The organism is Nocardiopsis sp. CNZ308, from assembly GCF_004217075.1.
The window spans coordinates 886,775-901,312 of sequence record NZ_SHKJ01000001.1 but is presented as its reverse complement, the minus strand read 5'-3'; the positions used below and the strand labels follow the sequence as shown (position 1 = coordinate 901,312).

Annotated in this window: 10 protein-coding genes; 6 read left to right on the top strand and 4 right to left on the bottom strand. The window is 69.3% G+C overall.

What is annotated here, in order from left to right:
* Nucleotides 1–20: 20 nt before the first annotated feature.
* The 3 genes from EV372_RS03795 to EV372_RS03785 all read right to left on the bottom strand — a co-directional run bounded on the left by EV372_RS03795 (nt 21) and on the right by EV372_RS03785 (nt 5,501).
* Nucleotides 21–2,456: a GH92 family glycosyl hydrolase gene (locus tag EV372_RS03795; RefSeq protein ID WP_130394866.1), complete on the bottom strand. Its 2,436-nt coding sequence runs from the start codon at nt 2,454–2,456 to the stop codon at nt 21–23.
* Nucleotides 2,457–2,667: 211 nt separating this feature from the next.
* Nucleotides 2,668–4,314 carry a family 10 glycosylhydrolase gene (locus EV372_RS03790; protein ID WP_130394865.1) on the bottom strand — a complete coding sequence of 549 codons (1,647 nt, stop codon included), beginning with the start codon at nt 4,312–4,314 and terminating at the stop codon, nt 2,668–2,670.
* Between the two features lie 935 nt (nt 4,315–5,249).
* The gene (locus EV372_RS03785; protein WP_130394864.1) at nt 5,250–5,501 is read right to left on the bottom strand and encodes a hypothetical protein; all 252 of its coding nucleotides are present in this window, start codon (nt 5,499–5,501) and stop codon (nt 5,250–5,252) included.
* Nucleotides 5,502–5,869: 368 nt separating this feature from the next.
* Here EV372_RS03785 and EV372_RS03780 point away from each other — a divergent pair, with 368 nt between their 5' ends.
* Both EV372_RS03780 and EV372_RS03775 read left to right on the top strand, forming a co-directional pair.
* A complete protein-coding gene (locus tag EV372_RS03780; RefSeq protein WP_130394863.1) occupies nt 5,870–6,181 on the top strand; it encodes a hypothetical protein in 312 nt (103 codons plus the stop codon).
* A gap of 143 nt (nt 6,182–6,324) precedes the next feature.
* Nucleotides 6,325–6,909, top strand: a complete 585-nt coding sequence (locus EV372_RS03775) for a hypothetical protein (RefSeq protein WP_130394862.1) — start codon at nt 6,325–6,327, stop codon at nt 6,907–6,909.
* A 564-nt stretch (nt 6,910–7,473) separates the two neighbouring features.
* Here the strand turns inward: EV372_RS03775 and EV372_RS03765 are convergent.
* Nucleotides 7,474–8,955, bottom strand: coding sequence for an AAA-type ATPase lid domain-containing protein (locus EV372_RS03765; RefSeq protein WP_253794735.1), 1,482 nt, complete (start codon nt 8,953–8,955; stop codon nt 7,474–7,476).
* A 208-nt stretch (nt 8,956–9,163) separates the two neighbouring features.
* Between EV372_RS03765 and EV372_RS03760 the strand changes: the two genes are divergently transcribed.
* The 4 genes from EV372_RS03760 to EV372_RS03745 all read left to right on the top strand — a co-directional run bounded on the left by EV372_RS03760 (nt 9,164) and on the right by EV372_RS03745 (nt 14,538).
* On the top strand, nt 9,164–10,174 hold the full coding sequence (locus EV372_RS03760) for an amidohydrolase family protein (RefSeq protein WP_130394861.1): 1,011 nt from the start codon (nt 9,164–9,166) through the stop codon (nt 10,172–10,174).
* 1 nt (nt 10,175) lies between these two features.
* Nucleotides 10,176–10,931: an iron-sulfur cluster assembly protein gene (locus EV372_RS03755; RefSeq protein WP_130394860.1), complete on the top strand. Its 756-nt coding sequence runs from the start codon at nt 10,176–10,178 to the stop codon at nt 10,929–10,931.
* On the top strand, nt 10,928–11,953 hold the full coding sequence (locus tag EV372_RS03750) for an NAD(P)-dependent alcohol dehydrogenase (protein WP_019611206.1): 1,026 nt from the start codon (nt 10,928–10,930) through the stop codon (nt 11,951–11,953). Before EV372_RS03755 ends, EV372_RS03750 begins: the two co-directional genes overlap by 4 nt.
* Nucleotides 11,954–12,300: 347 nt before the next feature.
* Nucleotides 12,301–14,538 carry a rhamnogalacturonan lyase gene (locus EV372_RS03745; RefSeq protein WP_197044359.1) on the top strand — a complete coding sequence of 746 codons (2,238 nt, stop codon included), beginning with the start codon at nt 12,301–12,303 and terminating at the stop codon, nt 14,536–14,538.

Genomic DNA, 14,538 nt, shown 5'->3' with positions numbered 1-14,538 from the left:
CGCGGCGCCCGCCCACCTCCTCAGTGGTCGACCGGCAGGTCCTCCGGAGCGGTCGCCCACTCCGTGTTGGGCTCGCTGACCAGCACGTGCGTGACGCGCCCGCCCTCGCCGAGGAAGGACTCCGGCAGCCAGGAGCGCGTGTGCTCCCGCCCGTCCAGGCGCACCGAACCGATGTAGGGCGTGTCGGGCCCGGCGTTCGGGGCGACGACGGTGATCGGCTCGCGCCCGCCCGGCGCGATCCTGGCGTAGGAGAACACCGGAGCCGACAGCAGCAGCTCGCCGCGCCCCGGCGCCTGCGGGAACAGCCCCAGGGCCGAGAACACGTACCAGGCCGACATCGTGCCCAGGTCGTCGTTGCCGGGCAGGCCGCCCGGCCCCGTCCCGTACTGGGTGTCCACGATCTCGCGCACCGTCTCCTGCGTCTTCCACGGCTGCCCGAGCGCGTTGTACATCCACGGGGCGTGGATGCCCGGCTCGTTGGTGGGGTCGTAGCGCAGCGGGTCGCCGCCGCCCACCGACCACGCGCCGTCGGGGGTGCGGAAGAACCCGTCGAGGCGCTCGGCCGCGGTCTCCCGGCCGCCCATCGCCTCGGCCAGGCCGCCGACGTCGTGCGGCACCATCCACGTGTAGGTCGCGCTCGTGCCCTGCGCGAACCCGGTGTCGCGCCCGGGGTCGAAGGGGCTCACCCAGGACCCGTCGGCGTCGCGCGCCTGAGCGTAGCCCGCCTCCGGCGTGGCCTCGGGGTTGTAGACGTTGCGCCAGTACCCGCCGCGCTCGGCGAACATCGCGGCGTCGTCCCCGCGCCCCAGGCGCTCCGCCCACTGGGCGAGCGCGTTGTCGGCCACGGAGGCCTCCAGCGTCTCCGCGGCCCCGCCCCAGCAGTGGCAGTCGTCCTGCGGCGCGTAGTGCAGTTCGAGGTAGCGCTCCAGGTTCGGGCGCTGGCCCTCGCACTGGCCCGGGCACCCGGCGTCGGACAGGCCGTCGGGGTGCGGCTCGGTGGCCTGGGTCCGCAGTGAGGCGTAGGCGGCCTCGGCGTCGAACCCGTCCACGCCCATCGCGGCGAACGTCGCCAGCGTCGCGGCCGAGGGGTCGCCCGTCATCACGTGCGTGGGCCCGTTGATGTGCACCCAGCGGTCCCACACGCCGCCGTTCTGCTCGGAGAAGTTGAGCAGGGACTGCGCGAAGTCCCCGGCCACCCCGGGCTCCAACAGCGCGAGCAGCTGGACCTGCGCGCGGTACTGGTCCCAGCCGGAGAAGTTCGTGTACTGGGCGCCCTGCCCGTCCGCCACGCGGTGCGCCTCGCCGTCCATGCCCGGGTAGCGGCCGTCGACGTCGCTCACCAGGTTGGGCTGGAGCAGGGAGTGGTACAGCGCCGTGTAGAAGGCGGTGCGCTGGTCCTCGGTGCCGCCGCCGACCCTGATCGTGCGCAGGCGCCGGTCCCAGGCCTCGCGCGCCGACGCGGCCACCGCGTCCACGCCCTGCCCGGGGGCGATCTCGGCGGCGAGGTTGGCCTCGGCGTTCTCCGCGCTGACGTAGGAGATGCCCACGCGTACGCCCACGTCGGAGCCCTCGGGGAAGGAGACGTAGCCGCCCGAGCCCCGGCCCCGCCGCTGGTCGCGGACGTAGCCCTCACCGCCCGAGGCGGTGGTGGCCCCCGGCTTCAGCTCGCCGTCCTCCCACGTGCCCACCTCGGTGAAGGGGGTGTCGAAGCGCGCGGTGAAGTGCAGCCGGTAGTAGGAGTTCCGGTTGTTCTCCCCGCCGTTGGCGCGCTGTCCGCAGAAGGCGCCGGTGAGCACCGAACCGCTCACCGTGCGGGCCTCCGCGTCGATGCGGATGTCGGCGTCCTCGCTGCCGTTGAGCGAGTTGGAGGTGCGGAAGAGCAGGCTGGCGGGGTCGCCCTCGGGGAAGTCGAACTCCCCGGCGCCGGCCCGGTCGGTGACGCTCAGGTCCGTGCGCACCCCGTTCTCCAGGGCCACGGTGTAGCGGCCGGGGGAGGCGGACTCGTCGGCGTGGTCGAAGTCGCTCGCGTACACCTCGTCGCGGGTGTCGGCGCTGGGCGAGCTCTCCACGGGCACGGTGACCGGCATGATCGGCACGTCACCGGCGGCCCCGGGGTGGCACCCGGCGCCGTTGACGTGGGTCAGGGAGAAGCCCCGCACCCGCGTGACGTCGTAGGAGTAGCCGTTGGCCGCGCCGGTGTCGGTCTGGTCGCCGCGGGTCGTGGTCGGGCTCCAGGAGATCATCCCGAACGGCCGGACCGCGCCGGGGTAGGTGTTGCCGCCGTTCGTGGAGCCGATGAACGGGTCCACGTAGTCGGCGGGCGAGGCCACGGCCCGGGCCGTCTCGGCCGGAAGCGGTGACGCCGAGGCCGCCGGGGCGGGGGAGAGCAGGGCGGCGCCGACGGCGAGGGCGATCAGCGGGGACAGGAGTCGGGGGGAGCGTGGAGGGAGGGTCATCCTCTGCGGTCCTTAGCGGGGGAGCGAACGGTCCCGGCGAGTCTGACCCAGCGGTGCGGGCCGTGGCCAGATCCGGGCGGGGAGTTGGCGCGTTCTTCGCCGGTCCGTCGCCGTGGTGTCACGGACCGACCACGGTGCGGACCGGGACGGCACGGGGCGGGGGAAGGGGACGGGGCCCGGCGCGCGTGCGCCGGGCCCCGCGGTCCGTCGGTCACCCCCGGGGCACGTGCCTCGGGTTGCTCGTCGTGCTCTCGTGGTGCAGCCGGTCCAGGGCGGTCACGTAGTAGGTCACGTCACCGCCGCCGGGCGCGGTGAAGACCGTCTCGCCACCGTCCTCGGCCGCGCGCACCGTGCCGACCAGTGCGCGCGCGTCCTGCACGTCGCACGGGACCTCCTGCCGTCCCGGCGCGCCCTCCAGCGCGTAGACCGCGTAGTAGGCGGGCCTGCCGCCGCGACCGGGGCGGATGGTCAGCTCGGTGCCGCCGTCGGCCCGGGCGGCGGCGGTGACCACCGGCGGTGCGGGAGCGGCCCCGCCCAGGTCCTCCTTGACCGGGATCAGGGCGGGGTTGGCGTAGTGCTGTTCGACCACGACGTCCATGGCGTCCCTGGCGTTGGTGCGCAGCGAGTTCGCGCTGAAGTAGACGTCCCCGTCCACGCCCGGGTACTCGCGGTTCAGGTCCAGGTGCCGGGAGAGCTCGTCCGGGTCGGACCAGGCGCCCGCGTTGCCGACCTTGTAGGCGGCCTGGCCGATGTAGAGGTGTACGTCGGTGCCCTCGGTGACCTGCTCCCACCAGGGGACGAGCACCGCGTAGTCGGCCACGGGCAGGCCGATCTCCCAGTAGACCTGCGGGTTGATGTAGTCCACCCAGCCCTCGCGCACCCACCTGCGGCTGTCGGCGTAGATCTGGCTGTAGGACTCGAACCCGCCGGTGTCGGAGCCGTTCGGGTCGCTGGTGTCGTTGCGCCAGATCCCGAACGGGCTGATGCCGAACTTCACGTGCGGCTTGGCGGCGTGCACCGCCTCGTCCATCTCCTGGACCATGCGGTTGACGTTGTCGCGCCGCCAGTCCCCGATGTCGCCGAAGCCTCCGCCGTACTCGGCGAACGTGTCCTGGTCGGGCACCGTCTCGCCCGCCACCGGGTAGGGGTAGAAGTAGTCGTCGAAGTGGACGCCGTCCAGGTCGTAGTTCTCGACCGCGTGCATCATGGCCTCGACGACGAACGCGCGCACCTCGGGGATGCCCGGGTCGTAGTAGAGCTTGCCGCCGTAGGCGAAGACCCAGTCCGGGTTGACCCGCGCCGGGTGGTCGGCCACCAGGCGCGAGGGGTCGTCGTGCATGGCCACCCGGTAGGGGTTGAACCAGCCGTGGAACTCCAGGTTGCGGGCGTGCGCCTCCCCGACCGCGAACTCCAGCGGGTCGTACCCGGGGTCGGTGCCCTGCGTGCCGGTGAGCCACTCCGACCACGGCTCGTGCGGGGAGGGCCAGAACGCGTCGGCGGTCGGCCGGATCTGCACGAACACGGCGTTGAGCCCGTCGGCCTTGGCCCGGTCGTACAGGTCGATCAGCTCGGCCCGCTGGGCCTCGGGTGAGAGGCCCTGCTCGCTGGGCCAGTCGATGTTGACCACCGAGGAGATCCACTCGGCGCGCATCTGCCGCTTGGGCGGCGCCTGCGGATCGACCGCGCACGGCTCGGCGGAGGTGTTCGTCGCCGGAACGGCCGGAGCGGCGGCAACCGCCGTGTGCGGCGCGTGGAGCAGCGACGCGGTGAGCACCGCCGCGAGGGCGGCGGTTCGGGAGAGCCGACCCACCCCCCGGGCGGGCGGGTGAGCGGGACGGTTCCGGTGGGGTTTCGCCAACGTGGGCTCCTTCCGGCTTCTGTCGTGCGGACAGCGAGCAGCCGGAAGGGACGCGCTCCGGTGCGGTCACCGCGCGCGGCGTCCGGGTCTGCCCTAGGAGAAAACCTTCATGATTTGTCGGGCAGATGCAAGACTCCTACGTCAGGTTGATACCCATGTGTCGCGGGAGCCCCGTGGTGCCGATCCGCCCCGGAGCCTCACGGCGCTTCGCCTCCTCTATCCGGTTCCGGCCGAGTCAGGAACCGCCGGAGAGGCTGTTCGTCCTCCAGCTCCACCGTTCCTGGGGAAGGCCTTCTCGCAGATCCGTGGGTGGGCTGTCCACCAGGCCCGTCGGGCCGCGATCCGCGCGACGCGTATCCGCGCCGCCAAGATCAGGGCGGCGAGGACTGCTGCTGAGAAACGTCGAAATGCCGCACGTCACCAGGCGCAGGAGCAGCAGAGACGAAGTCGGGTAGCGGTGAGGGCCACGGCGGTTCGTCTTGAAGGGGTCTGCTGAACCCCGAAGAGTTCCGACTACGTCTGCTGGGCCGGATCTCCCAGAAGCCACTGAAAGCCCATCCGGAACCGAGTCGATCGACTGTTCTGCTCCTGTGTGTGGATGATATCGTCACACTGACGATGATTCGGTTCTCCGTTTGGACATCGGAGCACTTCTGCGGTTATTTGTTTTGATGTTATGGCGGCTTCATTCATGGCGTGGTCGCTGGAATTGGCTCCCGGGTGCGAGCTTTCGCTGCGTCCGGGCCCGCAATCGATGCAACCTGCTTCACGTACGACATCAGTGGGTATCGATGCGTGGGGAGTATTGGTTTGCCTGGTGGAGTGTCATGAAGCTTGGGGCGGAGGAGGCGCCCGTTGGTTTTATCATCCGACGCGTCCCGATTTCGGTTGCTGTAGAAGCTTCCAATTAAGAAGGTAATTTTGGGCCTGATTATCTATTCCCTGAATGCTGTGGCTTTCGCGGCCATGCTCGGGGTGTACATTGCGGAAAGGAAAGGCAAAAAAGCGCCGGGATCGCTTAGGTTTCTGATCCTGGCGCTTTTCTTGGTCGCTTTGATCCTTTTTTTCTGGGAATTGACTGCGGCATAAAGGTTTCTGAGGGTGAGCTGGCCAGCGTCACCGAGGGTGTGGACAGGACCGAATGCGTCTATGATGCCGGGGGTGAGCGGCTGCTGCGGCGTGCGCACGGGCCCTCTGTCTTCCGGGCATAGACGCGACCCGGACATGCTCGTCCAGAAACGACGCAAGTACGATCTGGTGCGCACTGAAAAGGGCGTTCGATAGAAATGACGACCAGTGGAACTTGCTTCCTGAACATCGCCCCTCCGAGCGTTCCCTATAAAACCACTGGCACATAGATGCTGAATTGATTCGACAAGATACGAAAGAAATATTGAAGAGAATTTTTGTTGAGTATGGAATCTGGCGCCTTTCGGAGATTATTTACGTAAGGCTGTTTCCTGGCCTTGGTGGTTTGGGTGATCTCATAGTAAGACTGCGTAGACGTGCTCGGGAGGAGGGCGTTTCTGTTCGAGAAGCGAAGGAAATTTTCTTCTTGGACATGATGCTGACATCGCTTTATGTACTGCCATTGGCATTGATCACGGAAATAATTTACCAGCTTTTTCAACTGACTTCTGTTTCAAATTTGGACAGAGACTACTATTACGCCTGGTGTTTCTTTTTTTCTGCCCCTGCCATAGGCGTGACCTTCGTCAGGGCTGTTGAGTCGGCAAAGGCTGTTCTGGTTGGTTTCATGAAGGGGGGCCGTGAAGTTGTGTTCGGGCTGGGAAGAAATTCATATGCTGCAATTCATTTAGTTGCTACATCTGTCATCTTGTATGGTTTTTTTGTGAATATATTTTAAAATTTCAGGCTTGGCGCCTGTCTGCGCTCCTGGCCTGCGGACTCTGGTTCTGCGGGAATACGAGGAGGCTGCATGCTGCTTCAAGCGTGCAGACCAGATGGTCGCGGTGCGGCAGAACGACAGAGGCTGGCTAGGGTGATCTAGTGACTGTATTTCCGAGGTCTCGGAGGAAGAGGCCTTTCAGGACACTGCGGAACCGGTGGACAGCTTCCTTTGGCATCTCCGCCTGCTTTCTTATCGGGCTTTTTTGGCTTGGTGGTGTAACGCAAGCCCTCGGTTCTGAGAGTGGAGTTTACCGATGGGAGTGGTTCTTCTACTCCGTGTTCCATCCCATTGCTTATTGGTTTTTCCTGAAGGTTTCATACTTCACTCATGTTGAACTGCGGGATGATGCTGTTGTTGTTAAAAACTTCCTGGTGAAGCATGCCATCCCTGCTCGACTCGTTTCTAGGGTTCTTTGGGAAGGAGGTGTAGATATTATTCTTGAAGATGGTAGTAAGTGGTGGTGTCTCAATCTGGGGGGTTCCTTGGTCGGTCAGCTCGCTGGTTACCCGACAAACCGGAGGTGCGCCAGGGAGATCGAGAATTTCGTGGAAAGGAGCAAGTCCGAGCCTGTGGCTGTGGAGGGTTCTGGCGTCGTAACTTCACTGCACCTCAATCTGGATTTCCTCGCTTGTGCATCGCTCGCATCCCTTGTTCTTTTTTATCTTTTGAGTCTCGGATACTAGCTTCGTCGGCCTCTCTTTTTCTTCCTTGCTCTTCTGGCTTGGCTGAAAATACGGCCGGAGTCGCTCGTGCTGGCATGGGGCGGGCGGGGTAGGGGACCGGCAACTGTGCTCAGTCCTTCGGGAGTGGCTGAGAGTGGAGGGAGTGCCGTGTTCGTCTTCTTCAGCAACCGCCTGGGCTGTGTCATGTCGCTGGTGGTCTCGGTGGCGCTGACCGCCCTGCTTCTGTTCATCCTCAACTCGCTGGGGTGAGCCGAGAGACGGACGAGGCGTCTGGAGTGCCTGCACGCCGGGAATCGTCTGCTACGGCGAGGCCACGCAGTCCTTCTGGGCGGTCACCCCCAGCGGACTCCCCGAAGCCGCCAGCGCTGACGCCCTTCTCCTGGCCCTGCGGCCGCACAACGCCCCGTTCATGCCGCCCGCCCTGGCCGTCGAGACCGTCACTCCCGTACCGGTCTGACCGGTCCCTCCCACCACGGGCCGGAACCGCCACCAGCGGTCCCGGCCCGTGCGCGACTCGGCTCGGCTCAGCGGTGTGCCCACCGCCGACCACGGCCGGACAACCGCCTACTCCTGTTGGTGCGGCATCCGGATGTTGTACTGGCGCATCTTGCGGTAGACGGTCGCCCGCCCCATCCCCAGCTCGGCGGCGGCCCCGACGACGGTCGCGCCCGGGGCCGTCAGGCAGCGGACGATCTCGTCGCGTTCCACGGCCTGGATGCGGCTGAGGCGGCGCCCGCCGTTGCTGCGGAAGACCTCGGCGGGCAGGTGGTGGACGTCGACCACGTCCGCGCGCTGCGCCGCGTCGCACACCGCCCGCTTCAGCTCGGTGGCGTTGCCCGGCCAGTGGTAGTCGGTGAGCGCGCGGGAGGCCGCCGGGGTGAGGCCGATCGCCCGCCCCCGGGCCCCCTGTGCGAAGTGCCGCGCGAGCGGCAGCACGTCCTCCGGGCGGCGGCGCAGGGCCGGGGCCTCGACCACCGTGTCCACCAGCTCCCGCAGCGCCTCGGGGAGCGCGTCGAAGCTCCGCGCCGTGACCACGAAGGGCTGGGGGCGCCCGCCTTCGCGCCGCGCCCCGGCCAGCAGCCGGGCCAGCTCGCTCGCGCCCCACGCCGGAAGCGCCTCCACCCCGGACACGATCACGCACGTGTCGTCCTTGGCGAGTTCGGGAGTCCAGAGCGTGAGCCAGGAGTCCACGTCCTCGGGGGAGGGCGGACGGGCGTTGAGCACCCTGTCCCGGGCGCGGACCTGCCGCCGCGCGAGCGAGGCCAGGCAGGTCCGGCCCGAACCCGGCTCGCCCACGACCGCCAGGGTCCGCCCGCCGACCGCCTCGCGGGCTTCGGCGACGGCGCCGCGCCAGAGCCGCGACGCGCAGGCGTCGGCCTGTCCGCCGCCGGCGGCGCGGAAGCGGAACACCGCGCCCCTGGGCGCGGGCTGGACCCGGCGCCCCGTGCCCCGGGCGAGCATGAGCGCGGACGTGCTCTGCGCGGCGGACTGGGCCAGCGCCAGCAGCAGGGCCGACGAGGACTCCGACCAGGTGGTCAGGTTGACGCTGCCGACCAGCGTGCCGTCGGACGGGTCCAGGACCGGAGCGGCGGCGCAGGTGTACCCGCGCAATCCCGTGCAGTAGTGCTCCTCCGCCCTGACCAGCGACGGCGCGCGGTCGGCCAGGGCCAGGCCGAGGCCGTTGGTGCCCGCGTCGCGTTCGGCGTAGGAGAACCCGGGGGCGAGGTGGACCCGGTCCAGCGAGTGCAGGATCGCCGCGTCGTTGGCGAGCCTGCTCAGCACCAGCCCCTCGCTGTCGGTGATCATCAGGCTCACCGGTTCGTTGGCGATGGTCCGCTGGATGCCCCGCAGGACCTCGTTGCCGCACTCGTAGAACAGCGACTCCGTGTCCACGGAACCGGTGAACGGGGGCTCCACCCGTTCGGCGGAGACGCCGTAGTGCTCGCTGCGCCGCCACGAGGCGCGCAGCCGCGGGGCTTTCGCCGGTGTCCGTCCGGCGGTGTCGATGGGTGCGTGTCTGGGCGGTGAACACGTCCGGTCGTGCACGTCGGCCTCCAGGGGTTCTGCGGCCGCGACCTGGGCGGACGGTCGGTACGCCCACCCGGGCCGCGTGACGGCCAGGTTACTCGCCCCTGTCCCGGAGCCCTCGGAGCGGCTGTCTCAAACTGAGACACGCGACACACGCCAGGGTTGCGTACGTCTCCCTAGTCTTCCAGCGAAACGGCCGACTCGACCCGGCCCCGTGGGAGGAAGCATGTACAGCAAGGACGGCGAGAACTACTTCGTCGTGGACGCGCACGTCGCCCTGTGGGACGCGCGTCCCGAGAACCAGCTCAACATCCACGGCAAGCAGTTCATCGACTGCTTCTACGACTACCACCGCAACCTCGGCCCGGAGTCGGAGCTGTGGCCGTACGAGGACTTCCTCTACTACGGCGGCGAGCGCCTGATGCGCGACCTGTTCACCGACGGCTACGTCGACCACGCCATCTTCCAGCCCGCCCACCTGGGCGCCTTCTACCGCAACGGGTTCGGGCAGGCCGAGGAGGCCTTCGCGCTCACCCAGGCCCACCCCGACAAGCTCACCTACAACCACTGCTGGGACCCGCGCTTCGAGGAGGAGGGGCTGGAGTGGCTGCGCCGCGACGCCGAGAGGTTCGGGCTCCAGGGGGTGAAGCTCTACACCGCCGAGTGGAAGGAGGGCTCGCGCGGGTACAAGCTGGACGACCCGTGGACCTACCGCTACCTGGAGACCTGCCAGGAACTCGGCATTCGCAACATCCACGTCCACAAGGGGCCCACGATCCGGCCGCTGGACCGCGACGCCTTCGACGTGGCCGACGTGGACCACGCGGCGACCGACTTCCCCGACCTCAACTTCGTGGTGGAGCACTGCGGGCTGCCCCGCCTGGAGGACTTCTGCTGGATCGCGACCCAGGAGCCCAACGTGCACGCGGGCCTGGCCGTGGCGATCCCCTTCATCCACACGCGGCCGCGCTACTTCGCGCAGATCCTCGGTGAACTGCTGTACTGGCTGGACGAGGACCGCATCCAGTTCTCCAGCGACTACGCCCTGTGGACCCCGCGCTGGCTGGTGGAGAAGTTCGTGGACTTCCAGATCCCCGAGGACATGACCGAGTACGCGCCGGTCACCGTGGATCAGAAGAAGAAGATCCTCGGGCTCAACGCCGCCGCGATGTACGGCATCGAGGTGCCGCAGGGGCTGGGTCTGGCGGCCGACGCCGACGCCAGGGCGGTGGCCTGACATGCGCCCGCCCGGAAACGCCGAACTGGAACTCGCGGCGCTGCGTGCGCTGGACACGGTGTACGACCCCGAGCTGGACGAGCCCGTCACCGACCTCGGCTTCGTCCGCTCCGTCAGGGCCGATCACGGCGTGATCACCGTCCACCTGCGGCTGCCCACCTCGTTCTGCGCGCCCAACTTCGCCTACCTCATGGCCTCCGACGCCAAGGACGTGCTCACCGACCTGTCCGGCGTACGTGAGGTCGCGGTCCTCCTCGACGACCACCACGACTCGGAGAGGATCAACCGCGGCCTGGCCGCGGACGCGGGCTACCGCGGCACGTTCGGGGACGAGGCGCGGGAGGACCTGGAGGAGCTGCGCCTGGTTTTCCGGCGCAAGGCCCACGCCGCCGCGATGGAGCGGGCGCTGACCCTGCTGCTGCGCGCGGACCCCGGCCTCGCCGAAGAGGACCTGCACGACCTCACCCTCGCCGACCTGCCCGACGACCGGGCGGGGCGGGCGCTGCTGCGGCGCCGCGCGGCGCTCGGGCTGAACTGCGACCCGTCCGCGCGTGTGCTCGTGGACGACCACGGCGACCCCTTCCCCCGCGAGGAGGTCCCGCTGCGGCTGAGGTTCGCCCGCTCCACCCGGATCTCCATCGAGGGCAACTCGCACTTCTGCCGCGGGCTGCTGCGCACCCGCTACCCCGGGTCGGAGGCCGACCAGGCCCCGCCCGCCCACACACTTCCGCTCACCGTTCAAGCGAGGCAGTCATGAAGGCAGTCCAGGTCGTCGGCTACGGCCAGAACCTGCGCATGGAGGAGGTGCCCGCCCCGGAGGTCACCGGTCCCTTCGACGTCATCGTCAGGATCGGCGGCGCCGGAGTCTGCCGCACCGACATCCACATCCTGGAGGGGCAGTGGGCTCAGAAGTCCGGTGTCACCCTGCCCTACACGATCGGCCACGAGAACGCGGGCTGGGTGCACGCCGTGGGCAGCGGCGTCACCAACGTCTCCGAGGGCGACAAGGTCATCGTGCACCCGCTGATCACCTGCGGCCTGTGCCGGGCCTGCCGCTCCGGTGACGACGTCCACTGCGAGAACAACCTCTTCCCCGGCATCGACACGGCCGGGGGCTACGCCGAGTACCTCAAGACCTCTGCGCGCAGCGTGGTGCGCATCGACGACTCCCTCGAACCCTCCGACGTGGCCGCGCTCGCCGACGCCGGGCTGACCGCCTACCACGCGGCGGCCAAGGCCGCGCGCCGCCTGCGTCCCGGCGACCGCTGCGCGGTGATCGGCGCCGGGGGCCTCGGGCACATCGGCATCCAGGTGCTCAAGGCGATCACCGCGGCCGAGATCATCGCGGTGGACCGCAACGCCGACGCGGTCGCCCTGGCCACCTCGATCGGCGCGGACCACGGAGTGGTCGCGGACGGCACGCAGGTCGAGCAGGTCCTCGAACTCACCGGCGGCCACGGCGCCGAGACCGTCATCGACTTCGTGGGGGAGGGCGGGGCGACCTCGGACGGGGTGCGGTTCCTGCGCCGCGCCGGGGACTACCACGTCGTCGGGTACGGCGAGAACATCGACGTGCCGACGATCGACGTCATCTCGGCGGAGATCAACTTCGTCGGCAACCTCGTCGGCTCCTACAACGACCTGTGCGAGCTGATGGTGCTGGCGGCGCGGGGACACGTGCGGCTGCACACCAGCAAGTACCCGCTCGACCGCTTCCAGGACGCGCTGGACGACCTCGACGCCGGGCGGATCCGGGGTCGCGCGATCCTCGTCCCGTAGAGGGACCTTCGACCACGCCGGGAGGGAACACTCGGCCGGGCTCACGGGCCCGGCCGGGCCCGCGGCGGCACGCCGGGTCCGTCCGAGGTGAGGGGCGGTCCGCGTCGAGGGGACGGACCCGTCTCCGCCGGAGGGCGGAAGGGGAGGTCCGGCGTGCCAGCCGCGCCCGTTCGCGTGCCGCCGGTGCGTCCCGGTGCGGCGGTCCGCTCTGTGGGAGGTCTTGGTCGGAAAGCGCTTGCCTTGTAACGTGGGTCACCCCCGCTGTTCAAGGAGGCGTGCCCATGGGGATCCCCCCGCGTTCCGTCCGAAGAACGAGTCCGCTGCTCGCGGGCGTATGCGCCCTGGTGATGGCCGCAAGTTCCACCGCCCTGGCCGAGCCGGACACCGGTTCCGGCATCCAACTGGAACGGCTGGATCGCGGCCTGGTCGCGGTCGACACATCGGAAGGCGTTTTCCTGAGCTGGCGCCTGCTGGTCTCCGAGGTCGACGGGCACACCGACGCCGGGCTCCGGGGCCCGCAGTTCCGGGTGTACCGGGACGGCGACGTCATCGCGATCGTGCGCGACAGCACCAACTTCCTGGACGAGGAGGGCGGCGCCGACTCCGAGTACCGGGTGGTCCCCGTCCCCCGGGGGAGGCCCGGCACCGGCCCCGAGGACGAGGCCGCCGTGTGGGCCGAGGGCCACCACGACCTGCCGCTCCAGAGGCCCGAGGGCGGCACCACCCCGGCGGGGGAGGAGTACGGCTACACCGCCAACGACGTCAGCGTCGGCGACGTGGACGGCGACGGACAGTACGAGTTCGTGGTCAAGTGGGACCCCACCAACTCCAAGGACGTCTCCCAGCGGGGCTACACCGGCCCGACGTACGTGGACACCTACACGCTGGACGGCGAGCTGCTGCACCGCATCGACCTGGGCGTCAACATCCGGTCGGGCGCGCACTACACGCAGTTCGTGGTCTACGACCTCGACGGCGACGGCCGCTCGGAGATCATGCTCAAGACCGCCCCGGGCACCCGGACGCTGACCTTCGACGGGGACGGCGGAGCGGTCGGGGACCACATCACCCTGCCCGAGGAGGACGTCGAGGCCGGGGTCGATCACGGCGACGACTACCGGATGAGCGCCGGGGACTACCGCGAGCACGTCGTGCAGATGTTCCGGGGCTGGCACGAGCACCCCGAGGTGGCGGCCGGGAACTGGCCCGCCACCCTGGAGGAGGCCTTCGGCGGGGAACCCCGCTACGACTACCCCCTGAGCGAGGCGGACGCCGGGGCCCTCGCGGACCACTTCCTCGACGAGTACGCGCCCTCGCGCAGCGCGCGCAACGAGCTGCGCGAGTTCGAGGGCTTCGTCGTGCACGGCCCCGAGTACCTGACGGTGTTCGACGGGGAGACCGGCGCGGAGCTGGACACCGTCCGCTACGAGCCGGGCCGGGGCGACGACGGCCTGATGTGGGGCGACTACGCGATGGCCCGCATCGAACCCGCCAACCGGGTGGACCGGCTGCTGTCGGGCGTGGCCTACCTGGACGGCACCCGCCCGTCGGCGGTGTTCGCCCGGGGCTACTACACGCGCTCGGCCGTGGCCGCCTACGACTTCGACGGGCGGGACATCAGCCTGCGCTGGATCGCGGACAGCGGGCACGTGCCCATGGACAACCCGTTCGACGCCTCCCCGCACGGCGGCCGGGGCTCCGACCCCGACATGGGAACGCTCGCGGGCCAGGGCTTCCACTCCTTCGGCGTGGCCGACTTGGACGCCGATGGACGCCAGGAGATCGTCTACGGCTCCGCGACCCTGGACGACGACGGGTCGCTGCTGTACTCCTCGCACGCCGAGGGCCCGCCCGGGAGCGCCATCGAGGGCCAGACGACCAAGCTCGGCCACGGCGACGCGATGCACGTGGGCGACCTCGACCCGGAGCGCGAGGGCCTGGAGGTCTGGACCGTGCACGAGGGCGGCGCGAGCGCGCCGTACGGCTTCGCGATGCGCGACGCCGCCACCGGCGAGGTGCTGTTCGGCGGGTACACGGGCACCGACACCGGCCGGGGCATGGTCGGCGACGTCGACCCGGACGTCCCCGGCCTGGAGGCGTGGTCCTCGATGCCGCCCGGCGGCGGGGGCGAGGCGGGCCTGTGGAGCGCCGGGGGCGAGTTCCTGGGCGACCGCACCCCCGGCACGAACATGAGCATCAGGTGGTCCGCCGACATGACCACGCAGATCGTCGAGGGGACCGAGGACCCGAGGATCGAGGACTGGCGGCGCGGCACGCTGCTCACCGCCCAGGGCACGCTCACCAACAACGGGACCAAGGGCAACCCCGCCCTGGTCGCGGACGTGCTCGGGGACTGGCGCGAGGAGCTGGTCCTGCGCACGGAGGACAGCGGCGCGCTGCGCATCCTCACCAGCACCGAGGTGACCGGACACCGGCTGCACACCCTCATGCACGACCCGCAGTACCGGGTGGACGTGGCCCGGCAGCAGACCGGCTACAACCAGCCCGCGTACACGTCCTTCCACCTGGGCGCGGACACCGACTGGGCGCGGGTGGAGGTCCCCGAAGCCGTCTTCCCGGAGTAG

Excerpts from the sequence above, each read along its gene's own strand:
- EV372_RS03795 (WP_130394866.1), bottom strand. The coding sequence starts at position 2,456 with ATGACCCTCCCTCCACGCTCCCCCCGACTCCTGTCCCCGCTGATCGCC.
- EV372_RS03760 (WP_130394861.1), top strand. The coding sequence starts at position 9,164 with ATGTACAGCAAGGACGGCGAGAACTACTTCGTCGTGGACGCGCACGTC.
- EV372_RS03755 (WP_130394860.1), top strand. The coding sequence starts at position 10,176 with ATGCGCCCGCCCGGAAACGCCGAACTGGAACTCGCGGCGCTGCGTGCG.
- EV372_RS03750 (WP_019611206.1), top strand. The coding sequence starts at position 10,928 with ATGAAGGCAGTCCAGGTCGTCGGCTACGGCCAGAACCTGCGCATGGAG.
- EV372_RS03745 (WP_197044359.1), top strand. The coding sequence starts at position 12,301 with ATGGCCGCAAGTTCCACCGCCCTGGCCGAGCCGGACACCGGTTCCGGC.